Origin of the sequence: Micromonospora sp. RV43 (genome assembly GCF_001029515.1) — a bacterium.
GTDB lineage: Bacteria > Actinomycetota > Actinomycetes > Mycobacteriales > Micromonosporaceae > Micromonospora > Micromonospora aurantiaca.
In genome coordinates this window covers 22,375-46,886 of record NZ_LEKG01000011.1, presented here as the reverse complement: position 1 = coordinate 46,886, position 24,512 = coordinate 22,375, and the positions used below count along the sequence as shown (strand labels likewise).

Annotated in this window: 23 protein-coding genes; 11 read left to right on the top strand and 12 right to left on the bottom strand. The window is 74.4% G+C overall.

The genetic code is table 11. From position 1 onward, the window contains the following. The first annotated feature begins 11 nt into the window (after positions 1-11). Together ABD52_RS04835 and ABD52_RS04830 are read left to right on the top strand one after the other, a co-directional pair. On the top strand, positions 12-374 hold the full coding sequence (locus ABD52_RS04835) for a DUF742 domain-containing protein (protein WP_013288587.1): 363 nt from the start codon (positions 12-14) through the stop codon (positions 372-374). Next, on the top strand, positions 355-972 hold the full coding sequence (locus ABD52_RS04830) for an ATP/GTP-binding protein (RefSeq protein ID WP_013288586.1): 618 nt from the start codon (positions 355-357) through the stop codon (positions 970-972). The genes ABD52_RS04835 and ABD52_RS04830 overlap by 20 nt, the downstream gene beginning before the upstream one ends. An 11-nt stretch (positions 973-983) precedes the next feature. Here ABD52_RS04830 and ABD52_RS04825 read toward each other — a convergent pair whose 3' ends face one another. The 5 genes from ABD52_RS04825 to ABD52_RS04805 are packed head-to-tail and all read right to left on the bottom strand — an operon-like array spanning position 984 to position 8,527. Beyond that, positions 984-2,072 carry a uroporphyrinogen-III synthase gene (locus ABD52_RS04825; RefSeq protein ID WP_013288585.1) on the bottom strand — a complete coding sequence of 363 codons (1,089 nt, stop codon included), beginning with the start codon at positions 2,070-2,072 and terminating at the stop codon, positions 984-986. After that, complete coding sequence (gene nirD / locus ABD52_RS04820) at positions 2,072-2,419, bottom strand: nitrite reductase small subunit NirD (RefSeq protein WP_013288584.1); 348 nt, start codon at positions 2,417-2,419, stop codon at positions 2,072-2,074. Before nirD ends, ABD52_RS04825 begins: the two co-directional genes overlap by 1 nt. Continuing rightward, the gene (gene nirB, locus ABD52_RS04815) at positions 2,416-4,938 is read right to left on the bottom strand and encodes a nitrite reductase large subunit NirB (protein WP_047890908.1); all 2,523 of its coding nucleotides are present in this window, start codon (positions 4,936-4,938) and stop codon (positions 2,416-2,418) included. Before nirB ends, nirD begins: the two co-directional genes overlap by 4 nt. Beyond that, complete coding sequence (locus ABD52_RS04810) at positions 4,935-6,419, bottom strand: FAD-dependent oxidoreductase (RefSeq protein ID WP_047890907.1); 1,485 nt, start codon at positions 6,417-6,419, stop codon at positions 4,935-4,937. The genes nirB and ABD52_RS04810 overlap by 4 nt, the downstream gene beginning before the upstream one ends. Then, positions 6,416-8,527, bottom strand: coding sequence for a molybdopterin oxidoreductase family protein (locus tag ABD52_RS04805; protein ID WP_047890906.1), 2,112 nt, complete (start codon positions 8,525-8,527; stop codon positions 6,416-6,418). Before ABD52_RS04805 ends, ABD52_RS04810 begins: the two co-directional genes overlap by 4 nt. 143 nt (positions 8,528-8,670) lie before the next feature. Between ABD52_RS04805 and ABD52_RS04800 the strand changes: the two genes are divergently transcribed. Then, a complete protein-coding gene (locus ABD52_RS04800) occupies positions 8,671-9,384 on the top strand; it encodes a class I SAM-dependent methyltransferase (RefSeq protein WP_235437341.1) in 714 nt (237 codons plus the stop codon). Here the strand turns inward: ABD52_RS04800 and ABD52_RS04795 are convergent. Together ABD52_RS04795 and ABD52_RS04790 are read right to left on the bottom strand one after the other, a co-directional pair. Then, positions 9,357-9,824 (bottom strand): PIN domain-containing protein, encoded by a 468-nt coding sequence (locus tag ABD52_RS04795; protein WP_255352835.1) that lies wholly within the window; start codon positions 9,822-9,824, stop codon positions 9,357-9,359. The genes ABD52_RS04800 and ABD52_RS04795 overlap by 28 nt on opposite strands. Positions 9,825-9,908: 84 nt before the next feature. Continuing rightward, a complete protein-coding gene (locus ABD52_RS04790; RefSeq protein ID WP_013288578.1) occupies positions 9,909-10,376 on the bottom strand; it encodes a helix-turn-helix domain-containing protein in 468 nt (155 codons plus the stop codon). A gap of 178 nt (positions 10,377-10,554) precedes the next feature. Here ABD52_RS04790 and ABD52_RS04785 point away from each other — a divergent pair, with 178 nt between their 5' ends. From ABD52_RS04785 to glmM, 6 genes are all read left to right on the top strand, one after another. Further along, entirely contained in the window at positions 10,555-10,812 is a 258-nt protein-coding gene (locus ABD52_RS04785; RefSeq protein WP_030269378.1) for a DUF6364 family protein, read from the top strand. After that, positions 10,802-11,095 carry a type II toxin-antitoxin system PemK/MazF family toxin gene (locus ABD52_RS04780; protein WP_030269379.1) on the top strand — a complete coding sequence of 98 codons (294 nt, stop codon included), beginning with the start codon at positions 10,802-10,804 and terminating at the stop codon, positions 11,093-11,095. Before ABD52_RS04785 ends, ABD52_RS04780 begins: the two co-directional genes overlap by 11 nt. 122 nt (positions 11,096-11,217) lie before the next feature. Continuing rightward, positions 11,218-12,585: an MFS transporter gene (locus ABD52_RS04775; protein WP_013473667.1), complete on the top strand. Its 1,368-nt coding sequence runs from the start codon at positions 11,218-11,220 to the stop codon at positions 12,583-12,585. Positions 12,586-12,794: 209 nt separating this feature from the next. Beyond that, positions 12,795-13,238, top strand: coding sequence for a 50S ribosomal protein L13 (gene rplM, locus ABD52_RS04770; RefSeq protein WP_013288574.1), 444 nt, complete (start codon positions 12,795-12,797; stop codon positions 13,236-13,238). A 20-nt stretch (positions 13,239-13,258) separates the two neighbouring features. After that, positions 13,259-13,723: a 30S ribosomal protein S9 gene (gene rpsI / locus ABD52_RS04765; RefSeq protein ID WP_013288573.1), complete on the top strand. Its 465-nt coding sequence runs from the start codon at positions 13,259-13,261 to the stop codon at positions 13,721-13,723. A gap of 116 nt (positions 13,724-13,839) precedes the next feature. Beyond that, on the top strand, positions 13,840-15,195 hold the full coding sequence (gene glmM / locus ABD52_RS04760) for a phosphoglucosamine mutase (RefSeq protein ID WP_013473666.1): 1,356 nt from the start codon (positions 13,840-13,842) through the stop codon (positions 15,193-15,195). A gap of 57 nt (positions 15,196-15,252) precedes the next feature. Here glmM and ABD52_RS04755 read toward each other — a convergent pair whose 3' ends face one another. The 3 genes from ABD52_RS04755 to ABD52_RS04745 are packed head-to-tail and all read right to left on the bottom strand — an operon-like array spanning position 15,253 to position 18,552. Continuing rightward, complete coding sequence (locus ABD52_RS04755) at positions 15,253-16,359, bottom strand: low specificity L-threonine aldolase (protein WP_047890903.1); 1,107 nt, start codon at positions 16,357-16,359, stop codon at positions 15,253-15,255. Further along, on the bottom strand, positions 16,356-17,543 hold the full coding sequence (locus ABD52_RS04750; RefSeq protein ID WP_013288570.1) for a pyridoxal phosphate-dependent aminotransferase: 1,188 nt from the start codon (positions 17,541-17,543) through the stop codon (positions 16,356-16,358). The genes ABD52_RS04755 and ABD52_RS04750 overlap by 4 nt, the downstream gene beginning before the upstream one ends. A 31-nt stretch (positions 17,544-17,574) precedes the next feature. Beyond that, complete coding sequence (locus tag ABD52_RS04745) at positions 17,575-18,552, bottom strand: MmpS family transport accessory protein (protein ID WP_047890902.1); 978 nt, start codon at positions 18,550-18,552, stop codon at positions 17,575-17,577. Positions 18,553-18,824: 272 nt separating this feature from the next. Here ABD52_RS04745 and glmS point away from each other — a divergent pair, with 272 nt between their 5' ends. Further along, the gene (gene glmS, locus ABD52_RS04740) at positions 18,825-20,738 is read left to right on the top strand and encodes a glutamine--fructose-6-phosphate transaminase (isomerizing) (RefSeq protein WP_013288568.1); all 1,914 of its coding nucleotides are present in this window, start codon (positions 18,825-18,827) and stop codon (positions 20,736-20,738) included. A gap of 119 nt (positions 20,739-20,857) precedes the next feature. Here the strand turns inward: glmS and ABD52_RS04735 are convergent, their stop codons facing one another. Further along, positions 20,858-22,480 carry an alpha/beta hydrolase gene (locus ABD52_RS04735; RefSeq protein ID WP_047890901.1) on the bottom strand — a complete coding sequence of 541 codons (1,623 nt, stop codon included), beginning with the start codon at positions 22,478-22,480 and terminating at the stop codon, positions 20,858-20,860. After that, on the bottom strand, positions 22,477-22,779 hold the full coding sequence (locus ABD52_RS04730; protein ID WP_013288566.1) for a type VII secretion target: 303 nt from the start codon (positions 22,777-22,779) through the stop codon (positions 22,477-22,479). Before ABD52_RS04730 ends, ABD52_RS04735 begins: the two co-directional genes overlap by 4 nt. A gap of 216 nt (positions 22,780-22,995) precedes the next feature. Between ABD52_RS04730 and ABD52_RS04725 the strand changes: the two genes are divergently transcribed. Next, positions 22,996-24,465, top strand: a complete 1,470-nt coding sequence (locus ABD52_RS04725) for an NAD(P)H-hydrate dehydratase (protein ID WP_047890900.1) — start codon at positions 22,996-22,998, stop codon at positions 24,463-24,465. The last annotated feature ends 47 nt before the right edge of the window (positions 24,466-24,512 follow it).

Below are 24,512 nucleotides of genomic sequence, written 5' to 3'. Positions count from 1 at the left end.
GTGATCGCGAGATGGACCCGCGACGTGATCCACGTGGCGCGCTGGTGCGGCCGTATGCGGTCACCCGGGGCCGCACCGAGCCGTTGCAGAACATCGCGCTCGAAGCGGTGCTGTCTAGCACGCCGACGCAGTCGGCCGAGGCGCGCTTCGCCGGGCACGACAAGTACCGCATCTCCTCGGTCTGTGAGGGCCGGGCGCAGTCGCTTGCGGAAATCGCCGCTTACACCCGGATGCCGCTGGGCGTCACCCGGGTGCTGGTCGCCGACATGGTGGCCGAGGGCCTGCTGACGCTACACACTGCCGCTCCCGCGACGGGTTTCGCGGCGCGGATGAACCTGCTTGGAAGGGTGCTAAGTGGACTTCGCGAACTATGACCCCGACGGGGTGAACCGCGGCCGGGAGATCATCTCCGCGAAGATCGTGATCGCGGGTGGCTTCGGCGTGGGCAAGACGACACTTGTCGGAGCGATCTCCGAGATCCAGCCGCTGACCACCGAGGCGCTGATGACAGCGGCCGGCGTGGGCATCGACGACGCGTCGAAGGTGCCGGGCAAGGAGACCACCACGGTCGCCATGGACTTCGGCCGTATCACCATGGCCGAGGACCTGATCCTCTACCTGTTCGGCACGCCGGGCCAGACCCGCTTCTGGTTCATGTGGGACGAGATCATCCGGGGCGCGGTGGGCGCGGCGGTGCTGGTGGACACCCGCCGGATCACCGACGCGTTCGCGCCGCTGGACTACTTCGAGAACCGCAAGCTGCCGTACGTCGTGGCGTTGAACCGCTTCGGCGACGCGCCGCACTACGAGCTGGAGGAGGTCCGGGAGGCGCTCGCCATCTCCCCGGACGTGCCGATGGTCCTGTGCGACGCCCGCCAGCGGGACTCGGTCAAGCAGGTGCTGGTCACGGTGGTCGAGCACGCGATGCTCCGCCTCCAGGCCGAGCACGGCTACCCGGCCTCTGTGGGCTGACCGCCTGCGGGTCAGTCGACCCGCAGGCGGTACCCCCGCTTGACCACCGTCTGCACCACGCGGGGCGCCGTCAGCCCCGCCCGCAGGCGGGCGACCGCCATCTCCACCGCGTGCTCGTCGGCGCCACGTGGCAGCGTCCGCAGCAGCGCGGTGCGGGAGAGCACCTTCCCCGGCGACGCGGCGAGCGCCCGCAGCACCGCCATCGGCGCCGGCGCCAGCTGGCGCAGCTCCCCGTCGACCACCGCGGCGTGCCCGCGCAGCGTCAGCACGTGCCCGGCCGCCTTCACCGAGACCGTGCGCCGGGGCAGCTCCTCGACGATGGTGCGGACCAGGGCGCCCAGCCGGGCTCGGCTCGGCGCGCTCACCGGCACCCCGCGCCGCACCAGCGGCTCGGCGGTGACGGTGCCGACGCACCCGGCCAGCACGTCGCCGCGCAGCGCCTCCAGCACCGTCTCGGTACGGTCCCCGGCCGCGCGCAGCAGCGCCTCGGCCGCCGGGGCCGAGGTGAACGTGACCGCGTCGACGAGACGCCCGGCCACCAGGTCGATGAGCCGGTGCAGCGGCGCCGGGTCGGCCGGCGGCGCCCACCGGTACACCGGCACCTCGATCACCGTGGCGCCGGCCGCCACCAGCGCGTCGGCGCACTCGGGCTGCCGCTCGCCGTGCAGTTGCATCGCCACGACCTGGCCGGCCACCCCGCGCCGGACCAGGTGCTCGACCACCTCGTCGCAGCTCTCCGAATCCGGGGACCAGTGCTCGCGCAGCCCGGCGGCGCGGATCGCGCCGGTCGCCTTCGGACCGCGGGACACCACGTACGCGCGGGCGAGCGTGGTGCGCAGCGGCTCGGCCAGCCCCCAGCCCTCGGCCGCCTCCAGCCAGCCCCGCATGCCGATGCCGGTGTTGGCCATCAGCACGTCCGGCGGGTGTTCCAGGCAGGCCCGGGTGGCCTCACGCAGGTCGGTGTCGTCGGCCAGCGGGACGATCCGCAGCGCCGGGGCGAGCACCACCCGCGCACCGCGCCGCTGGAGCAGCGCGGCCAGTTCGTCGCGCCGCCGGTCGGCGGTGACCCCGATGGTGAAGCCGGCCAGCTCGTCCCGCATCATTCCTCCTGCCGTAACCGCACCTCGACCAGGCCGTCCCGGCAGCGCACCGGATGCCGGCGCAGCGTCACGCCCGGTAGGTCCAGGCACCGCCCGGTGGTGAGGTCGTAGACCTGCTTGTGCAGCGGCGAGGCGAGCGTGGGCACGCCGCCCCGGCTGCCCACCAGACCCCGGGACATGACGTACGCGCCGCCGACCGGGTCGAGGTTGTCCACCGCGTACAGCCCGTTCGCGGTACGGAAGACCGCCACCTGTACGCCGTCGACGAGGGCGGCCACGCCCCGGTCGGGGTCGAGCCGGTCCAGCGGGCAGACCGGGGTCCAGTCCAGCGTGACGACGGGGCTCATCGGCGTACCTCCGGCAGGCCCAGCGCGACGGGCTGGCGGCGGTGTCCGCCGTCCGGGGGCGCGCCCCGGGCCGGCACCGGCTGGCCCCGCTCCTGGGTGAACGTGATGGACGGGTCGGGCACCTCGGGCGCGTTGACGAAGGAGGTGAAGCGGCGCAGCCGGTCCGGGTCCTCCAGGACGTCGCGCCACTCGTCGGAGTAGCTCGTGACGTGCCGGGCCATGGCCGCGTCGAGGTCGGCGCAGAGCCCGAGCGAGTCGTCCACGAGCACCGACCGGAGGTGGTCCAGGCCGCCGTCCATGGCCTCGATCCAGGCGGCGGTGCGCTGCAACCGGTCGGCGGTGCGGATGTAGTACATGAGGAACCGGTCGATCAGGGTGACCAGTTCCGCGGTGCTCAGGTCGGTGGCGAACAGGTCGGCGTGCCGGGGCCGGAAACCGCCGTTGCCGCCGACGTACAGGTTCCAGCCGGTCTCGGTGGCGATGACGCCGAAGTCCTTGCTCCGGGCCTCGGCGCACTCGCGAGCGCAGCCGGACACCGCCGACTTGAGCTTGTGCGGCGCGCGCAGGCCCCGGTAGCGCAGCTCCAGCGCGACCGCGAGCCCCACCGAGTCCTGCACGCCGTAGCGGCACCATGTGTCGCCCACGCAGGACTTCACGGTGCGCAGCGCCTTGCCGTACGCGTGACCCGACTCGAAGCCCGCGTCGACGAGCCGGCGCCAGATCTGCGGCAACTGGTCGACCCGGGCGCCGAACAGGTCGATCCGCTGCCCACCGGTGATCTTCGTGTAGAGCCGGAAGTCGCGCGCCACCTCACCGATCGCGATCAGCTTCTCCGGGGTGATCTCCCCGCCGGGGATCCGGGGCACCACCGAGTAGCTGCCGTCGCGTTGCAGGTTGGCCAGGAAGTGGTCGTTGGTGTCCTGGAGCGACGCCTGCTCGCCGTCGAGCACGTGCCCGGTGCCGAGCGAGGCCAGGATCGAGGCCACCACCGGCTTGCAGATGTCGCACCCGCTGCCGCGCCCGTGCTCGGCGACGAGCCGGGAGAACGTGCTGATGCCCCGCACCCGGATCAGGTCGAACAGCTCCTGCCGGCTGTGGTCGAAGTGCTCGCACAGCGCCGTCGACTGGCGTACCCCGGCGGCGTCCAGCAACTGCTTCAGCATCGGCACGCAGGAGCCGCAGCTCGTACCGGCGCGGGTGCACGCCTTCAGCGCCGGCACGTCGGTCGCCCCGCCGGCGATCGCCGCGTCCAGGTCGGCCCGGGTCACCGCGTTGCAGGAGCAGACCTGCGCGGTGGCGGGCAACGCGCCCGCACCGGCGCCCGCGCCGCCGGCCGGCGCCAGCAACGCCAGCGGGGGAGCGGGCAGCGGTCCGCCGACACTGGCGCGCAACGCCGGGTACGCGCTCGCGTCCCCGACCAGCACGCCGCCGAGCAGCGTCCGCGCGTCGTCGGAGAGGACCAGCTTCGCGTACGAGCGGGTGGCCGGGTCGGTGTACATCACGTCGAGGCAGCCGGGGGTGACGCCGTGCGCGTCACCGAACGAGGCCACGTCCACGCCGAGCAGCTTGAGTTTCGTGGCGGTGTCCGCGCCGGGGAACGTCGCAGCGCCGCCGAGCAGCCGGTCCGCGACCACCTCGGCGGTGGCGTACCCGGGCGCGACCAGACCGTGGCAGACCCCGTCGACCGCCGCGCACTCGCCGACCGCCCAGATCCGCTCGTCGGCGGTCCGGCAGGCCGTGTCCACCAGCACGCCGCCGCGCGGGCCCAGCGGCAGCCCGGCCACCCGGGCCAGTTCGTCGCGCGGCCGGATCCCGGCGGCCACCACCACCAGCTCCGCGTCGAGGCTGCGGCCGTCGGCCAGGTCGAGCGCGGCCACCGTGCCGTCCGGCCCGGGACGCAGCGCCGTGGTGGCCACCCCGAGGTACGGCGTGACGTCCAGTTCCTCGACGTACCGCCGGAGCATCGCGCCGCCCGCCTCGTCCACCTGCACCGGCATCAGCCGGGGCGCGAACTCGACAACGCTCGTGGCGAGCCCGAGCAGCCGCAGCGCGTTCGCCGCCTCCAGCCCGAGCAGCCCGCCACCGATCACCGCGCCGGTACGGCGGCCCCGGGCGTGCTCCCGGATCGCGGCCAGGTCGTCCAGCGTCCGGTAGACGAAGACGCCTGGCAGATCGGTGCCGTCGACCGGCGGCACGAACGCGTACGAGCCGGTGGCCAGCACCAGCGCGTCGTACGGGTACTCGCCGGCCGCCGTGGTCACCACCCGCCGTGCCCGGTCGACGCCGGTGACCGGTTCGCCGAGTCGCAGGTCCACTCCGGCGTCGGGCGTGTGCAGGTTCAGCTCACCGGCGTCCACCCCGTCGAACACGGCCGAGAGCCGCACCCGGTCGTACGCCGGGCGCCGCTCCTCGGCGAGCACCGTGACCCGCCACCGCCCGTCGGTGTCCCGGGCCCGCAGCGCCTCGACGAAGCGCTGCCCCACCATGCCGTTGCCGACCACCACCAGCCGCTCGTTCATGACACCTCCACCGTCTCGCGATCCGTCTCGCTGTCGCGTGTCTCGTCCGTGGGCGGGTCCACCTCGGCGAGCCAGGCGGCGATGCCGGCCACCGCGTCCCGGCAACTGCCGCAGCCGGTGGCGGCCCGGGTCTCCGCGGACAGCTCCGCCGCCGTCCGGGCACCCGCCCGCCAGCACGCCACCAGCGCGCCCTTGCTCACGTCGTTGCACCGGCACACGGTCGCGGCGTCCGGCATCAGCGCCGGTGACGCGGCCGGACCGGCCGGCGCCTCGCCGAACGCCCGGCCGAGCAGCAGCGAACGCCGGTCCGCCGGCACCGGCGCGCCCCTGTCGAACAGCTGCACCACGGTGCCGACCGCCGGGTTGTCACCGAGCAGGATCGCGCCGGTCAGCCGCTCGTCCCGGATGCGCAGCCGGGCGTAGGTGCCCCGGGCCGGGTCGGCGAAGGTCAGCTCCTCGACCGGCCCGTCCGGGTCGCCGGTCCCGTCCACGTCGCCCATCGCGGCCAGGTCGATACCGGCCGCCTTGAGCCGGGTCACCGCCGGGCGGGGCCGGTACCGGGCCAGCGGGTCCGTGCCGGTCAGCACGTCGGCCACCACCCGGGCCTGCGCCCAGGCCGGCGCGACAAGCCCGGTCAACGTCCCGTCGTGCTGGGCGCAGTCGCCGATCGCGGAGATCCGCCGGTCGCTCGTCCGCATCCGGTCGTCCACCACCACGCCCCGCTCGACGGCGAGCCCGGCCGCGGCGGCGAGCGCGGTGTCGGGGCGTACCCCGCAGCAGAGCACCAGCAGGTCGGCGTCGAGCGTCCCGGTGTCGCCCAGGTGCAGGCGGACGCCGTCGGCGCCGGCGCTCACGGCGGTGGCCGGCACCCCGAGCCGGGACCGGACGCCCAGGCCGGCGAGCGTGCCCGCGAGGACCGCGCCGGCCGGCGGGTCGAGCTGGCGCTCCATGAGGTGCCCGACCGGGTGGACCACAGTCACGTCGAGCCCTCGGGCGGCCAGCCCGCGGGCCGCCTCCAGACCCAGCAGCCCGCCGCCGAGCACGACCACGCGCCGCGCGCCCTCGGCGGCGGCGAGGATCCGCCGGCAGTCGCCGAGCGTGCGGAACGGGACGACCCGCTCGGGCAGCGGGGCGAGGCCCGGCAGCGGCGGCACCACGGCCCGGCTGCCGGTGGCGAGCACCAGGTGGTCGTACCCGTGCCGCTCGCCGTCGTCGGTGACCACCTCGCCGGCGGCCCGGTCCACTGCGGTGACCGCCGCGCCGGTGCGGACCTCGACGCCCGGCCCGACGGCTTCGACAAGCTCCACGTCCGGCTCGCCGATGCGTCCGGCGAGCAGCGTGGAGAGCATGATCCGGTTGTACGCGCGGTGCGGCTCCGCCCCGAGCACTGTGATCGAGTGGTTCCCGCCGCGTGCGTGCAGCTCGGCGGCGAGCCGGGCGCCGGCCATGCCGTAGCCGACGACGACGATGCGCTCGTTCATGCCGGCTCCACCCGGACCGCGCAGATCTTGAACTCGGGCATCCCGGAGACCGGGTCGAGCGCGTCGTTGGTGACCGAGTTGGCGCGTTGCGCGCCGGGCCAGTGGAACGGCGCGAAGACGGTGTCCGGCCGGATCGCCGTGCTCAGCCGGGCCGGTGCGCACAACTCACCCCGGCGGGAGACCACACGTACCGGCGCGCCCTCGGCCACGCCGATCCGTGCCGCCAGGTCGGGGTGCAGCTCGACGAAGCCGCCCGGTGCGGCGCGGCGCAGCGCGGCCACCCGCCGGGTCTGCGCGCCGGACTGGTACTGCGCGAGCACCCGCCCGGTGGTGAAGTGCAGCGGGTAGTCGGCGCACACCGGCTCGGCGGCCGGCCGGTCGGTCACCGGATGGAACCGGGCCCGGCCGTCCGGAGTGGGGAAGCGGTCGGCGAAAAGCCGGGGCGTGTCCGGGCCGTCCCGGTCCGGACAGGGCCAGAACACGCCGGTGTCGGCGTCGATCCGGTCCCAGGTGATCCCGGCGTAGTCGGCCGGCCCGCCGGCCGAGGCCCGGCCCAGCTCCGCGAACACCTCGCGCGGGTCGGCCGGCAGCGGCGTCCCACCCCCGGTCAGCCGTTCGGCGAGCGCGGCGAGGATCTCCAGCTCGGTACGGACCCCGGCGGGTGGTTCGCGCAGCGCCCGGCGGCGCAGCACCCGGCCCTCCAGATTGGTCATCGTCCCGTCCTCCTCGGCCCACTGGGCGACCGGCAGCACCACGTCGGCCAGCTCGGCCGTCTCGGAGCGGACGAAGTCCGCCACCACGAGCAGGTCCAGGGCGCGCAGCCGGGACTCGACCCGCGCGGCGCGGGGCGCGGACACGACCGGGTTGGAACCGAACACCAGCAGCGCCCGCGCGCCGGACGGCGTGCCGAGCGCGTCGAGGAGCTGGTACGCCGGCACTCCCGGCCCGGGTAGCGAGTCCGGTTCGACGCCCCACACCCCGGCGACGTGCTCGCGGGCCGCCGGGTCGTCGATGCGCCGGTAGCCGGGAAGCTGGTCGGCCTTCTGCCCGTGTTCCCGGCCGCCCTGACCGTTGCCCTGTCCGGTCAGGCAGCCGTAGCCGGAGCCGGGGCGGCCGGGCAGTCCCAGGGCGAGCGCGAGGTTGATGAAGGCGGTGACCGTGTCGACGCCCTTGGCGTGCTGCTCGGCTCCCCGGGCGGTGAGGACGACCACGCGGTCCACAGTGGCGAGTGCGCGGGCGGTCGCGTACAGGTCGGCCACCGGCACGCCGGAGAGCCGTTCCACCTCCGCCGGCCAGTAGCCGGCCACCGTCCGCCGGACGTCGTCGAAGCCGGTGGTCCGCTCCGTGACGTACGCCCGGTCCAGCCAGCCCTCGGTGAGCGCGATGTGCAGCAGCGCGTTCGCCACCGCGAGGTCGGTGCCGGGCAGGGGTTGCAGGTGCAGGTCGGCCTGGCGGGCGGTGGCGGTGGCGCGCGGGTCGACAACGATCAGCCGGCCGCCGCGTTCCCGCAGGTCGGCGACGTGCCGCATCAGCGGCGGCATGGTCTCGGCCGGGTTCGCGCCGACCAGCAGCAGCGTGTCCGCGTGCCCGAGGTCGGCGAGCGGGAACGGCAGTCCCCGGTCGATCCCGAACGCCCGGTTCCCGGCTGCGGCGGCCGACGACATGCACCAGCGCCCGTTGTAGTCGATGTGCCGGGTCCGCAGCGTCACCCGGGCGAAGCGGCCCAGCGCGTACGCCTTCTCGTTGGTGAGCCCGCCGCCGCCGAAGACCGCTACCGCGTCCGGCCCGTGGCGGTGCTGCACGTCCTTGACCCCGGCGGCGACACGGTCGAGCGCCTCGTCCCAGGTCGCCGGGCGCAGCTCGCCGCCGGGCCGGTCGCGCAGCAGCGGGGTGGTGAGCCGGTCCGGGTGGTCGAGCAGGTCGGCGGCGGTCCAGCCCTTCTGGCAGAGCCCGCCCCGGTTGGTGGGGAAGTCGCGGGCGCCGACCTCGACACCGTCGCCGGTGGCGCGTAGCACCATGCCGCACTGCAACGCGCAGTACGGGCAGTGCGTGGCGGCCTCGACGAGGCGTGACCCCGTTCGCGTCGCCGTGCGTGCACCGTCTGTCATGTCGGAAAAGCGTGCCGTCGGGCGGTTTCCGGTCCGGGTCTGCTCTGTTTCGGTCCTGTCACGAGCGCTTCACACCGCACGCGGGTGACGAGACGCTCCGCAGGGCTTAGAATGTGGGACAAAGATCTCATATAACGGGAGGCATGATGAGCGTGGCGGACGCGTTCGACGCGGTGGCCGGCAGCTACGACCAGGCCCGGCGCCGCCTGGTGCCCTGCTTCGACGCCTTCTACGGCACCGCTGTCGAGGTGGCCGCACCCCCGCTGCGCGCCGCGCTCACCGCCGGGCGTACCCCCGAGGTGCTGGACCTGGGCGCGGGCACCGGCCTGCTGTCCCTGCTGCTGACCGCGGCCGTCCCCTGGGTCCGCCTGACGCTCGTGGACGGCGCCCCCGGCATGCTCGCGGTGGCCGCCGGGCACCTGGACGCCCGTGGCGTGCCGCACCGCACCGTCCACGCCGACCTGGCCGCCCCGCTGCCCGCCGGCCGGTACGACGCGGTGGTCTCCGCGCTGGCCATCCACCACCTCGACGACGAGGGCAAGCGGGCGCTGTACAAGCGGGCCGCCGACGCGCTCGTCCCCGGCGGGGTGTTCGTCAACGCCGAGCAGGTCGCCGGGCCGACTCCCGCGCTGGACCGCCGCTACGACGAGGTGTGGACGGCGCGGATCACCGAGCTGGGCTCCGACGCCGAGGAGATCGCCGGCGCCCGGGAGCGGATGCGGCACGACCGGCCGGCCCCGGTGGCCGAGCAGTGTCGCTGGCTGACCGAGGCGGGCCTGGTGGACGTGGACTGCTTCTTCAAGGAATGGCGTTTCGCGGTCTTCGGCGGTCAGCGGCCGGACGGATCGGCGAGGTGATTCTCGAGCCGATCGGCGAAACGGGACGCGCCGGCCTTCCGTAGGTGGGCGATCAGTTCGACCGCGTCCTTGTCCTCGGCGACCAGGCTGCGCCGGTAGTAGTCGATCTGCCGCGCCAACGTTCTCATGACCAGAGGCATCGAACGGTCGGCCACCCAGTCGAGGAACTCGTCGCCGGTGCGGACCGACAGCGATTCCCGTACGCATTCCGGCGGAAAGGCGCACCGGTCGTCGGTCACCAGGATGTCGGCGCGGCCGTGGACGGCGGCGGCCAGCACGTGCCGGTCGTCCGGGTCCGGCGGGCACGGAACGTCGTTCGGCGAATAGCCGGTGACGAGGCCGTACGGGAACGCCTGGACGAAGCGGCGTCGCTGCCCGCCGATCGCCTGCTCGGAATGCTCGGGCCGCTTACGGCGCAGGCGATACATCCATTCCGCCAGAACGTCCTCGCGTCCAGGAACACCAGTGGGGCGCTGGGGATCACAGTGGACACCCTACCCAGCGCCCCCTGGCCGGGCCCGGAACTACACGTCGTCGGTGAAACCCAGCGCGTCGGATTCCCACATCAAGGCCTCGTACGACTTCCGTCGCTCCTCCATCTGCCGTTGCCGGAATGCGAGGACGTCGCGGAGGAAGAGGCGCCGGTGGCTGCCGACCCGGTGTGACGCGATCGACCCGTTCTCCAGGAGGCGAACGAGTGTGGGGCGGGACATGCCGAGCAGCTTCGCCGCCTCGGTCGTCGTCAGTTCGCGGGAGATGGCGCTGATCGCGACGCCGTCGCCGCGGGCGAGCATCGCCGAGATCTGATGGAGGACGTCGAACATCTGGGCGGGCACCTCGACCTCTTCGCCGTCCGCCGAGACGAGGCGGGCCACGCCTCCGCCCGCGGCGAGGGGGTGCCGCACGAGGAACTCCTCCATGGCGGCCGCCTTCTGGCGCTCCGCTCCCTCGGTGGGCATGACCGAGGCGGCCATGCCGGTGCTGAGGCTCATGACGGCTCCCTGTGGCAGATGCGGCTTGTGTCGTCCCAGCCGTTCGGACCTGCTCTATCGTCGCCCTCAAGTGCAATATCCGCAACCGGCTTCGCTTGTTTCACCTGCAGGTGTCCGATTCCGCGATCGGCGGGGACGAGGATGACTGGCGGTCATACCGATGGGTAGTCTTCCCGGCATGACCGCCAAGGTGACGCTGTCGTTCTCCGACGAGACGATCGAGGAGGCGCGCCGGTTCGCCAAGCGGGAAGGGCTCTCCCTCTCCGCCTGGATGGACCAGGCCGCCCGGGAGAAGGCGCTGCGCGAGGTCTTCACCGCGCACGCCGACGCGGTCGGCCGTGCCGGCCTGGACCTGGAAGCCGCCGCCCTGGCCGACGCCCAGGAGGTCGCGCTCGTCGACGACGCCCTGTTCGGCGGGCGTCCGCGTGCTGCGTAGGGGTGAGGTCTGGCGCATCTCCGGCGCCCGGGAGCGGTTCGGCCTGGTGATCAGCTCCGACGTCTACAACGCCACTGCGGTACCGATCGTGATCGTGGCCGAGGTGGTCGAGGAGTCGCTGCTGCGCGACTCGCCGCTCGCCGTGCCGATGGGCGCGTACGTGGTGATGCCCGACCGGATCTCCTCGCCGATGAAGAAGTGGTTCACCGAGTGCGTGGACGTGGCGGACACCGAGACCATGCAGCGGGTCGGCCGGGCGCTGCGGATCCTCCAGGAGCTGTGACCGCCTCACCGGCGCCGTCCGGCGGACGTGCGATCTCCGTTGCCGGGCCGACGCGTGCGGGGCACGCCGGGGAAACCACGGGCTGAGAGCGTCGCCTCGTCATCGACGAGGAGGAGTCGCCCGTGAGCACGCTCGTTTCCGCACCGACCACGCCTCCGGCCACCACCGCCGGCCGGCTCACCGAATGGCGGCCGGAGGACCCGGCGTTCTGGGCGGCCGGTGGCGCCCGGGTCGCCCGGCGCAACCTGTACGTCTCGATCTTCGCCGAGCACGTCGGCTTCTCGGTGTGGAGCCTCTGGTCCGTCACGGTGCTGTTCCTGGGCCCCGAGTACGGCATCGACCCGGCCGGGAAGTTCCTGCTCACCGCCGTACCGGCCGCGCTGGGGGCGGTGCTGCGGCTGCCGTACACGCTGGCGGTGGCCCGCTTCGGCGGCCGGAACTGGACCATCGTGAGCGCGCTGCTGCTACTCGTGCCGGCGGTGCCGATGGCGGTGCTGATCGAACCCGGGGTGTCGTACGCCACGCTGATGGTGCTGGCCTGCCTGTCCGGCGTCGGCGGCGGCAACTTCGCCTCGTCGATGGCGAACATCAACCTGTTCTTCCCGGAGCGGCTCAAGGGCCGGGCGCTGGGGCTCAACGCCGGCGGCGGCAACCTGGGCGTACCGGCCGTGCAACTGGTGGGGCTGGCGGTGCTGGCGACCGCCGGCGCCGCGTACCCCCGGCTCGTGCCGGCGGTCTACCTGCCGCTGATCGTGCTGGCCGCGCTGGCCGCGGCCCGGTGGCTGGACAACGTGCCGGGGGCGCGCAACGAGCCGGGCGCGCTGCGCGCGGCGGCCCGCGACCCGCACACCTGGGTGATGTCGCTGCTCTACGTGGGCACGTTCGGCTCGTTCATCGGCTTCGGGTTCGCCTTCGGCCAGGTGCTCCAGCTCCAGTTCCACGACCGGTTCCCGACGCCCGTGGACGCGGCCTGGCTGACCTTCCTGGGGCCGCTGATCGGGTCGCTGATCCGGCCGGTGGGCGGTCAGCTCGCCGACCGGCTGGGCGGGGCGCGGGTCACGTTCTGGAACTTCGTGGCGATGGCCGCCGGGGCCGGGCTGGTGCTGTACGCCGCCAGGGAGAAGTCGTTCCCGCTCTACCTGGCCGGGTTCCTGGCGCTGTTCGTCTTCTCCGGCATCGGCAACGGGTCGACGTACAAGATGATCCCGGCGATCTTCCGGGCCCGGGCCGTCGCGGAGAGCGAGCTGACCGGCGACCCGGAGGCGGCGCAGCGGCGGGCCCGGCGGCTGGCCGGCGCGGTGATCGGCATCGCCGGGGCGGTCGGCGCCTCGGGCGGGGTGCTGGTGAACGTGGCGTTCCGGCAGTCGTTCCTGGCCTCCGGCACTGCTGATGCCGCCTACCTGGCCTTCATCGGCTGGTACGCGCTCTGCTTCCTGGTCACCTGGGTGGTCTACCTGCGTCCCGGACCGCGTACGCTGGTCGGCGTGTGACCTGTGCCATGACGAACCCGCAGGCCACGCGCGGCGCGACCCCGTTTTGACCTGCCGCCGGGCGGCCGGGTATCGTTGCCTGCTGTTGTACGACATTCTTAGGCGTGCCGCATCAGGTACGCTTGGTCGTTCGTGCGCGCTGGTCCGGCTGGGTACTCCTGGTCACCTCGGCGCGCGACCCCAGACCGACGACGAGACAAGGTAGACCTGTGCGTACGTACAGCCCGAAGCCGGGTGAGATCGAGCGTCAGTGGCACGTCATCGACGCCTCTGATGTCGTGCTGGGCCGCCTGGCGACCCACGCCGCCACGCTCCTGCGTGGCAAGCACAAGCCGACTTTCGCGCCGCACGTCGACACGGGCGACTTCGTCGTCATCGTGAACGCGGGCAAGGTCGCGCTGACCGGCAACAAGCGCCAGACCAAGGTCGCTTACCGCCACTCCGGTTACCCGGGTGGCCTGAAGCGGGTCGGCTACGACGAGCTGCTCACCAAGCGGCCCGAGCGGGCCATCGAGCTGGCCGTGAAGGGCATGCTCCCGCACAACAAGCTGGGCCGTCAGCTTCTCAAGAAGCTGAAGGTCTACGCCGGTGCCGAGCACCCGCACACCGCGCAGCAGCCGGTGCCGTTCGAGATCAAGCAGATCGCGCAGTGAGCGCGGGCGAAGGAAGCAGCATGACCGACATCACCGCCACCGAGGTCGCCCCCGAGGCCACCGAGGCGCCGGCGCCCGTCGCGCGCGCGCCCCGTGGTGACCGCCCGATCCAGACCGTGGGTCGGCGCAAGGAAGCCATCGTCCGGGTCCGGATCATCCCGGGCAGCGGCAAGATCACCTGCAACGGCCGCGACCTCGAGGCCTACTTCCCGAGCAAGGTGCACCAGCAGCTCATCAAGGACCCGCTGGTCACCGCCGAGAAGCCCGAGGCGTTCGACGTGATCGCCAACCTGCGTGGCGGCGGCACCACCGGCCAGGCCGGCGCGCTGCGGCTCGCCATCGCCCGGGCGCTGATCGTCAGCGAGCCCGACGACCGCCCGGCCCTGAAGAAGGCCGGCTTCCTGACCCGTGACGCCCGGGTCAAGGAGAGCAAGAAGTACGGCCTCAAGAAGGCCCGCAAGGCTCCCCAGTACTCGAAGCGCTGATCATCACAAGCGTCTTGTACTTCTGACGGACGGCCGGTCCGCTTCCCCTTCCCGGGAGGCGGACCGGCCGTTCCGCGTTTCTCCTCTCATCGGCAGTTCCACGGAGGTTGGCGGGTATGGGCCGGTTGTTCGGCACGGACGGCGTACGCGGGCGGGCGAACGCGGATCTCACCCCGGAGTTGGCGCTCGCGGTCGCGGTGGCCGCGGCCCACACGCTGGCCGAGACCGACAAGAGCCATCCGCCGCTCGCGGTGGTCGGCCGGGACACCCGGGCCAGCGGCGAGATGCTGGAGGCGGCGGTGGTCGCCGGGCTCACCAGTGCCGGCGCCAACGTGGTCCGGGTCGGCGTGCTGCCCACCCCGGCGGTGGCGTTCCTCACCGCCGAGGCAAAGGCCGACCTGGGCGTGATGCTCTCCGCCTCGCACAACCCGATGCCGGACAACGGCATCAAGCTGTTCGCCGCCGGCGGGCACAAGCTGCCCGACGAGATCGAGATGCGGATCGAGGAGGCGGTGAAGGCGAACGCCACCACCGCCTGGAAGCGCCCCGTCGGTGCCGGTGTCGGCCGCGTGCACGACCTGCTCGACGGCGCCGACCACTATGTGCAGCACCTGGTCGGCACCGTGCCGCACCGCCTCGACGGGATCAAGGTCGTGGTCGACTGCGCCAACGGCGCGGCCGCCGACGTCGCACCGGTCGCCTACCGGGAGGCCGGCGCCGAGGTGATCGCCATCCACGCCGAGCCGGACGGGCTCAACATCAACGACGAGTGCGGCTCGAACCACATCGAGGCGCTGCGCGCCGCGGTGGTCGAGCACGGCGCCCACCTCGGCATCGCCCACGACGGCGACGCCGACCGCTGCGTCGCGGTCACCGCCGACGGGAACGAGGTCGACGGCGACCAGGTCATGGCGATCCTCGCGCTGGCCATGCGGGACGCCGGCGAGCTGACCCAGGACACCCTGGTCGCCACAGTGATGAGCAACCTCGGTCTCCGGCTGGCCATGTCCGAGCACGGCATCCGGCTGGTCGAGACCAAGGTCGGCGACCGGTACGTGCTGGAGGAGCTGCGCGCCTCCGGCCTGGCGCTCGGCGGCGAGCAGAGCGGCCACATCGTGCTGCCCGCGTACGCCACCACCGGCGACGGCGTGCTGACCGGCCTGCACCTGATGGCGCGGATGGCCGCCACCGGCACCTCGCTGGCCGAGCTGGCCGCCGTGGTCACCAAGCTGCCCCAGGTGCTGATCAACGTGCCGGTCGGCGACCGTACCGTCGGCGCCGCCGCACCGGCCGTCCGGGCCGAGGTCGAGCGCGCCGAGGCGGAGCTGGGCGAGACCGGCCGGGTGCTGCTGCGCCCGTCCGGCACCGAGCCGCTGGTGCGGGTCATGGTCGAGGCGGCCACCGAGGACACCGCGCGCGAGGTCGCCGAGCGCATCGCCGAGCAGGTCCGCACCGCCAGCCCGGTCGCCTGACCGACCCGGGGCCGCCTGCTCTTCCTCCTCGCCGGTCAGCTCGGCCGGACGCGGCGGTCAGTTCGCCTGGACCCGGCGCAGGAAGCGGGCGGCCAGGTCGGCCACCGCGCCGGCGTCCAGCTCCTGCGCCGGCCCGGCCACGGTCACCTCGGCCAGCGCCAGCCCGGGTACCTCGGTGTCCCGCCAGCCGCCGACGAACCACGCGCGTTCCTCCTCGGCCAGCGCCAGGTTCGCCGCGTCGAGCACGGCCGCCGGGTACGGCAGCCAGAACCGGAACTGGTGGGTGTGCGGCGGCGCCGGGTACACCCGGGCGCCGGGCAGGGCGGCCAGCGCCTCGGCCACCACCCGGGCGTGCACCACGTACCCGGGGAGGCGGGGCAGCTCCCGGGTCAGCCCGGCGAGCGCTGCGAGCGCCGCCGGCCACTGCTGGAACAGCGTGCCGCCGTAGCGGTGCCGCCAGGCACGCGCGTACCGGATCAGCTCCGCGTCGCCGGCCAGCCCGGCACCGGAGATGCCGCCCAGCGACTTGTAGAACGAGACGTACGTGCTGTCGGCCAGCGCCGCGATCTCGGCCGGCGAGTAGCCCAGATGGACTGACGACTCCCAGAGCCGGGCCCCGTCGAAGTGCACCCGGGCACCGCCGGCGCGGGCCGCCGCGACGACGGCCACCAGCTCGTCCCAGGTCGGCAGCACGAACCCGGCGTCCCGCAGCGGCAACTCCAGGAAGAGTGTGCCGATCGGCTCGTCGAGCGTCGCCACCTCGTCGGCAGCCGGGTTGCGCGGCGCGCTCGTGGTGCGCACCGCGCGTACGCCGGCGAGCAGCGCGTACGCGTCCCGCTCGTGCGTCAGCGGATGGCTGAGCGGGTGCAGGCCGACACCGGCGCGGCCGGTCAGCTCCGCCCCGTGACGCATGGCCACCTGCTGCGCCATCGTGCCCGACGGGAAGAACGCGGCAGCCTCCGCGCCGAGCAGCTCGGCGACCCGCAGCTCCAGCTCCGCCACCGGCCCGCCCTCGCCGTACAGGTCGGGCGGGTCGTCCCCGGCCACCTGATCGAGCGCGGCGAGCTGTTCCCGTACGGAGGCCGGGCGTACGCCGGAGAGCATCGTGTCGCAGCCGCGCTGGGCGGTGAACCGGCGCAGCCGCGTGGCCTGCTCGTCGCTCATCCGTCCGCCCGGAGCCGGCGCAGCCGGGTCACCGCCTCGGCCAGCACCTCCGGCCGTTTGCAGAACGCGAACCGGATCAGCCTGCGCCCGGCCTCCACGTCGTCGTAGAACACCTGCGTCGGCACCGCCACCACGCCGCAGCGCTCCGGCAGCGCCCGGCAGAACTCCACCCCGTCCCGGCCGCGCAGCGGCGTGACGTCGGCGGTGACGAAGTAGGTGCCCTCCGGCGCGAGCACGCCGAACCCGGCGTCGGCCAGCCCGGCGGCGAGCTGGTCCCGGCGGCGTTGCATGTCGTCCCGGAACCCGGTGAAGTACGCGTCCGGCAGCCCGAGCGCCACAGCCACCGCCGGTTGCAGCGGCCCGGCGTTGACGAACGTGAGGAACTGCTTCACCCGCAGCACGGCCGCCACCAGCGGCGCGGGGCCGCTCACCCAGCCGACCTTCCAGCCGGTGCAGGAGAACGTCTTGCCGGCCGACGAGATGCGCAGCGTCCGCTCCCGCATGCCCGGCAGCGTGGCCAGCGGCACGTGCGGCGCGGCGGCGTCGGTGAACACCAGGTGCTCGTAGACCTCGTCGGTGACCGCGTACACGTCGTGTTCCCGGCACAGCTCGGCCACCGTCGTCAGCTCGTCGGCGGTGAAGACCTTGCCGGTCGGGTTGTGCGGCGAGTTCAGCAGCACCAGCCGGGTACGCGGCCCGAACGCGGCGCGCAGCTCGTCCGGGTCGAACGCGTACCTGCCGTCGGGGCCGGGCCGCAGCGTCACCGGGCGGCGGACCGCGCCGGCGAGCGCGATCGAGGCGGCGTACGAGTCGTAGTACGGCTCGAAGCAGATCACCTCGTCACCCGGCTCGCAGAGCGCGAGGATGCTCGCCGCGACCGCCTCGGTGGCGCCGGCCGTCACGACGATCTCGCCGTCCGGGTCGTACTCCAGGCCCCAGAACCGGCGCTGGTGCCCGGCGACGGCGGCGCGCAGCGCGGGGATCCCCGGTCCGGGCGGGTACTGGTTGTGGCCGGTACGCAGCGCCTCGGCCGCGGCGGCGAGCATCTCCGGCGGGCCGTCGGTGTCCGGGAAGCCCTGCCCGAGGTTGACCGCGCCGGTGCGCACGGCCAGCGCGGACATCTCGGCGAAGACGGTGGTGCCGAACGGCCGCATCCGGGCCACCAGGGGATCGGTCGTCGTCACGGCGGCCAGCCTACGGCCCGCCGCCGACCGCTCACCAGCCGAAGCAGGTCGCGCCGTACTCGCCCGAGTCCCTGGAGACGACCTTGCCGTTGACGGTGATCCGGCAGGTCACCTCGCCGGACTCGACGGGGCTCGCGATGATCTGCACCCGCTCGCGGTCGTTCGCGGTGAGGCTCAGCCGCCAGGGCGTGTCCACGGCGCCGGGCTGGTGGAAGTTCGCGTCCGCGTCGTAGAACTGCACCTCCGCCTCGCCGTCGGTGGCTGTGACCTCGTACAGGACGGTGAACCTGCCGGGTCCGCCGGACGGGGTGGTGACCGGTCGGGCCGGGGGACCGGTGGGCTCGTCGGCCCATCCGTCGGGCTCGCCGTACAGCGGCCCGTCGTACCGGTCGCCGGAGGCCGTCCCGTCGGTCATGGAGCGGCCGAGGAAGGACAGCCCGACGCAGCCGCAGACGATCAGCGCGAGGACGGTGACGATGCCGATCACCAGACCGGCCACCCAGCCGCCGCCGCTGCGGCGCGGCGGCATGCCCGGATACGCGTACGGCGGCGGGTAGGGCCCGGGCGGGTAGGACCCGGATTTGTGAGGGCCGGGCGGGTAGGCGCCCGGTGTCCAGGCCGGCTGTGCCGAGAAGTCCGGGACGCCGGGCTGGGACGGCCAGCCGGGCGCGCCCGGGAAGCCTGGGGCCTGCGGATCGCCGGAGGCCGGTGGGACGGCCGGGCGTGGCGTGGCGGCCGGGTCGGCCGGAGCCGCCCACCCCTGTTCGCCCACCGGCCGGCCCGTGCCGCTCGGGGACGAGGCCGGGTCGGTTCCGGACGCGCTCTCCGGGCCGGCTGCCGCCCACGGGCTCGGTGCCGGGGGTGGCGACCAGGGCGCGGGCGGCGTCCACGGCTGCGGGGCGGCCAACGGGTCCGGCGGCGTCCAGGACGAGGGCTGCGGCGTGGCCGGCGCGGCGGTCGGGTCGCTCGGTCCGGAGGCCGGTTCGGGGGCGGGGGTCGTCTCGGACATGGGCTCAGCTCACAGGGGTACGGCGCGGACGACCGCGGAACGGTGGGGCCGGGGGACGGCGCCCGGCCTCAATGTAGGCGGTGGCGACCAGCCGTGCGGTCCCGGCCGGCGGTCCGCGCCCCGCGTCCCGAACCGGTAGGGACGGGCGGAACGACCTGGATGGTGCTTTGTCCGGTAATCGCATCCCCGGCGCTCGGTTCGCTCAAGTTCAGTGATCGTTAACCGCCTTTCCGAGCACGCACGATGAGCGAAACTCGGTTAGGCTGCGGACCATGTGTGGAATCGTGGGTTACGCCGGTGCGCGCCCGGCGCTCGGCATCGTGCTTGACGGACTGCGGCGTCTCGAATACCGCGGCTACGACTCGGCCGGCGTCGCCGTGGTCTGCGAGGACGAGCTGCTGACCGAGAAGAAGGCCGGCAAGCTCGCGAACCTGGAGAAGGTCCTCTCCGAGCGGGCGGCCGACAACCCCGAGGACTGCGCCGCCAGCCCGATCGGCATCGGCGACGGCACCACCGGCATCGGCCACACCCGCTGGGCCACGCACGGCGGCCCGACCGACCGCAACGCCCACCCGCACCTCTCCCCGGACGGCCGGGTCGCGGTGATCCACAACGGCATCATCGAGAACTTCGCGAAGCTGCGCGCCGAGCTGGAGGACGAGGGTGTCGAGTTCGCCAGCGACACCGACACCGAGTGCGCCGCGCACCTGATCGCCCGCGCGCTGGCCGACCTGCGCTCGGCCGGCGAGACCGACAGCCCGGCGCTGCTCGCCGCCGCCATGCGCGTGGTCTGCGCGCGCCTGGAGGGTGCGTTCACGCTGCTCGCCGTCGACGCCGGCATCCCCGGCGCGGTGGTCGGCGCCCGGCGCAACTCGCCTCTGGTCGTCGGCCGGGGCGACGGCGAGAACTACCTGGCCAGCGACGTCGCCGCGTTCATCGAGCACACCCGGGACGCGGTCGAGCTGGGGCAGGACCAGATCGTCCTGATCACCCCGGACAGCATCGACATCACCGACTTCCACGGTCAGCCGGCGAGCGGCACGGACTTCCACATCGACTGGGACTCGTCGGCCGCCGAGAAGGGCGGCTACGACTGGTTCATGCTCAAGGAGATCGAGGAGCAGCCGCAGGCCATCGCCGACACGCTGCTGGGCCGGCTCACCGAGACCGGCGAGATCGCCCTCGACGAGGTCCGCCTCAGCGAGCAGGACCTGCGCGACGTCGACAAGATCTTCATCGTCGCCTGCGGCACCTCCTACCACGCCGGCCTGGTCGCCAAGTACGCCATCGAGCACTGGACCCGCATCCCCTGCGAGGTGGAGCTGGCCAGCGAGTTCCGCTACCGCGACCCGGTGCTGGACCGGTCCACGCTGATCGTGGTGATCTCGCAGTCCGGCGAGACGATGGACACGCTGATGGCGCTGCGCCACGCCAAGGAGCAGAAGGCCCGCGTGCTGGCGATCTGCAACACCAACGGCTCGACCATCCCGCGCGAGTCCGACGCGGTGCTCTACACCCACGGCGGCCCGGAGATCGCCGTCGCCTCCACCAAGGCGTTCCTCACCCAGGTCGTCGCCTGCTACCTGATCGGCCTGCACCTGGCCCAGGTGCGCGGCATCAAGTTCGCCGACGAGGTGGGCGCGGTGGTGGCCCAGCTCCAGGAGATGCCGGGCAAGCTGCGGGAGCTGCTGGACCGCATCGAGCCGGTCCGTGAGCTGGGCCGCGAGCTGAAGTCCGAGCCGACGGTGCTGTTCATCGGCCGGCACGTGGGTTACCCGGTGGCGCTGGAGGGTGCGCTGAAGCTCAAGGAGCTGGCGTACATGCACGCCGAGGGCTTCGCCGCCGGCGAGCTGAAGCACGGCCCGATCTCGCTGATCGACCAGGGCACGCCGGTGATCTGCATCGTGCCCTCCCCGGTCGGCCGGGGCATGCTGCACGACAAGGTCGTCTCCAACATCCAGGAGGTCCGCGCCCGCGGCGCCCGCACCATCGTGATCGCCGAGGAGGGCGACCAGGCGGTGGTCCGCTACGCCGACCACCTGATCTACGTGCCGCGTACGCCGACGCTGCTGGCGCCGCTGGTGACCACGGTGCCGTTGCAGGTGCTGGCCGCCGAGATCGCCGCCGCCCGCGGGCACGACGTCGACCAGCCCCGGAACCTGGCCAAGTCGGTCACTGTCGAGTAGCCGATCTCGTCCACGGTCCCTCCGCCCGCACGACGGGTGGAGGGACCGCGTCGTCTCCGGCCTGCCTCGCGGGCGGCCGCCGGATGGCCGCGCACCGGTCGCCGGAGGGCCGCGGGCGGTCATCGGCCCAGCACGATCCGGGCCATGCCGTCCAGCGCCGGGTTGTCCGGATCCCAGTAGCCGGTGTGGCCGTGCGGAGCGCTCGGGAAGCGCCTCCCGCCGAAGTCCGGCGCGCTCGGGTCGGCGCCGAACCAGAGTCGCTCGCCGTGCGGGTCGAGCACGCCGAGCGCCGGACCGAGCGGCGTACCCGCGAGCAGCGCGCGGCGGGCCAGCTCGTCCGGTGGGCGGGCCAGCCGGATCACGTCGTCCGGCGCGGTCGACGACCAGACCTGACCGGCGGGCATCCGCAGCTCGGCGGCGTGGTCGACGCCGACCCCCGGCGAGCCGACGAAGACCAGCGCGTCGGCGCCCAACCCGTGGTCGCGGGCGGCGGTGCCGACCACGAGCGAGCCGTAGCTGTGCCCGAGCACCGTCTGCCGGGCCGGTGGCCCTTCGTGCGCGGCCCGCAGCCCGTCCTGGAACCGGTGCAGCGCCGGGCCGGCGTCCTCGGCCTGCCGGGTGCCGGCCGCCTCGGTGAGGAAGCCGGGCGCGTCGTAGTCCAGCCAGAGCACAGCCGCCGCCTCCTCGCCCGGCCCGAGCGCCGCGCATCGCTGCAACACCCGTGCTGCCCGGCCCAGCTCGGCCGGCGCGTCGGCGAGATCCGAGGTCATGCCCGGGACGTACGTGAGCACCGAGGCGGCGCGGTCCGGGTTGCCGAGCGCCACCACCGCGCGGCCGTCGCCGGCCGGGTCGAGCCCCAGCAGGTACGCCCGGGGCGCCCCGCCCGCGGCCAGCCGCTCGCCGAGCCCGTCCAGCCCGCGCAGCGCCGCCTCGACAGCGGCGAGCCGGACCCGCCGGGACGCCTCCAACGGCCCGGCCGGAAGCGGGTGCAGCAGCCCGAGCCGGCGCGCGAGCAACTGCTCCCGCCGGTCGCCGAGCAGTAGCCGGTTCGCCTGGTCCCGGACGGCGGCCGGAAGCCCGTCGAGGCGCCCGATCCGGCCCGGTTCCCGCCCCACCAGCCAGCGCCGCTCGGCCGCGCTCAGGCCGGCCCACCAGCGGCTCACCTCGGCCGGCCCGGCGCCGGGACCGGGCCGCCACGCGGGCGGGACGCTCACCCAGCCGCGTACCGCAGCGGTGGTCAGCTCCGCCAGCCGGCCGGCCGCCTCCCGGTCGGCGGCGCCGGCGAGCGTCAGCGCGCCCCGGATCCCGGCCCGCGCGTCGACCACCGCCGGCGCGGTCTGCCCCAGCGGCCGTGCCGGGTCGGGCCGGACCGCGCCGGTGCGGTCGACGAGCAGGCCACCGGACTCGGCGCGGGCCACCTCGGCGCCGAGCCGGGCCTTCGCCGCGCCCAGCCGGGCGCCGAACTCGGCGAGCACCTGGTCGACCTCGACCAGTGCGGGCAGCACGTCGGTGAGATCGGTGCGCAGATCCCCGATGCGCCGCTGCGCGGCAGTCGAGGCCGCACCCGACCACCCGGGGCGGAGCGTGCCGATCCGGGCGGCCAACGCGTCGGCGCGCTGCCGTACCGGCGTGGTGAGGCCCCGCCACGCCGCCCCGGCGGTGGACCAGGCGCCCGGATCGGCCCGCCAGAGCTGCGCGTAGCCGACCGGCACGTCCACGGCGTCGGCCGGACCGTCGTTCACCGGAGCACCCCGGTGAGGCGGCGGGCGGCGCGTTCGTCGACCGCCTCGTAGCCGTCCGCGCCGCGGCGCAACGCCTGAGCGGTGTCGGCCACCCGGGCGCCGAGCGCGCCGGACCAGCGCCGCACGGCCGACTCCAGTTCGGTCAGCGCCACCGCGGATCGCCAGCCGTCCGGTGCCGCCACCAGCAACGACTCCGGTGCCGCGCCCGGCCCGCGGCCCAGCCGGTACGCGTCGTCGGCCAGCTCGCGCGCCACCGATCGCAGCAGCTCCGGGTCGACGTCGAACGGTTTCTCCACCACGTGCCCTCCCTCGCCCGGCGCCACCGGCCGGCTCCGGACACCGGGACGCTAGGCGGCACCCGGCAGTGGCTGCCGACCCCTGTGGACAACGGTCCGGGTTATCCACAGGGCTTGTTCGCCAGCCGGTCCCGGGCGCGTACCGCCGGTAGGGTGAGGCCGTGATCGGGGGAGCCGCGAGCGGATGCTGAGCCGGCGCGACGAGCGGGGCGGGGTGGCATGAGACAGGTGTGGCGGGTCGCGGACGTTCGCGCGGCGGAGGCGGGCCTGATGGCCACCCTCCCGCCCGGTGCGCTGATGCAGCGGGCGGCGGCCGGGCTGGCCCGCCGCTGCGCGTTGCTACTCGCCGACCGGGGCGGTGTCTACGGCGCCCGGGTGCTGGTGCTCGCCGGGTCCGGCGACAACGGCGGCGACGCCCTGTTCGCGGGCGCGCATCTGGCCCGCCGGGGCGTGGCGGTGACAGCGCTGCTCCTCACGCCGGGCCGGGCACACGCCGAGGGCCTGGCCGCCCTGCGCGCCGCCGGCGGCCGTGTGGCCGACCGGCCGCCCGCTGTGGTCGACCTGGTGCTCGACGGCATCGTGGGCATCGGTGGCACCGGAGGGCTCCGCGAGACGGCCGAGCAGCTGGCCGCGAGCCTGACCGGGCAGCGCGGGCGCGGCGGCACGCGCGCCACCGTGGTCGCGGTCGACGTGCCGAGCGGCGTCGCTGTCGACACCGGCCACGTCCCGCTCACCGACGTCGGGCGGCCCCGGGCGGTCCGCGCCGACGTGACAGTCGCCTTCGGCGCGCTCAAGCCCGCACTGGTCGTCGGGCCGGCCGCCGAGCTGGCCGGCGAGGTCGAGCTGGTCGACATCGGGCTGACGCCGTGGCTGCGCGGCACGCCTGCGCTCCAGGTGATCGAGCAGACGGACGTGGTCGACTGGTGGCCGGCGCTGGGCGCGTCGTCGGAGAAGTACGCCAGGGGCGTAGTAGGCGTCGCCACCGGGTCGGCCACCTACCCCGGCGCCGCCGTGCTCTCGGTCGCCGGAGCGCTCGCCGGTCCCACCGGCCTGGTCCGCTACGCCGGGAGCGCCGAGGGCGAGGTGCTGCACCAGCATCCGTCGGTGATCGCCACCGGCCGGGTCGCCGACGCCGGCCGGGTGCAGGCGTGGGTCTGCGGCTCCGGGCTCGGCACCGGCGAGGACTCCGCCGCCGAGCTGCGCGCGGTGCTCGCCGCGCCGGTGCCGGTGGTGCTCGACGCGGACGCGCTGACGCTGCTCGTCGACGGCAAGCTGGCCGACCGGCTGCGCGGCCGGGACGCGCCGATCGTGGTGACGCCGCACGACCGGGAGTACGCCCGGCTCTGCGGCGAGATGCCGGGGGACGACCGGGTCGCCGCCGCGCTGCGGCTGGCCGCCTGGATGAACGCGGTGGTGCTGCTCAAGGGCGACCGCACGGTCATCGGCACGCCCGACGGCCGCGCGTACGTGAACCCGACCGGCACCCCGGTGCTCGCCACCGGTGGCACCGGCGACGTGCTGGCCGGGCTGCTCGGTTCGCTGCTCGCCGCCGGGCTGACCCCGGAACGGGCGGCCGCCGCGGCGGCGTACCTGCACGGGCTGGCCGGGCGGGAGGCGGCGCGCGGCGGTCCGGTGACCGCGCCCGACGTGGCCGCGGCGTTGCGTCCGGTACTGGCCCGGCTGGGCTGATCCGGGCGGCGGCGCCCGGTGGCGGCGGGCACCGCCCGCTCGGCTCA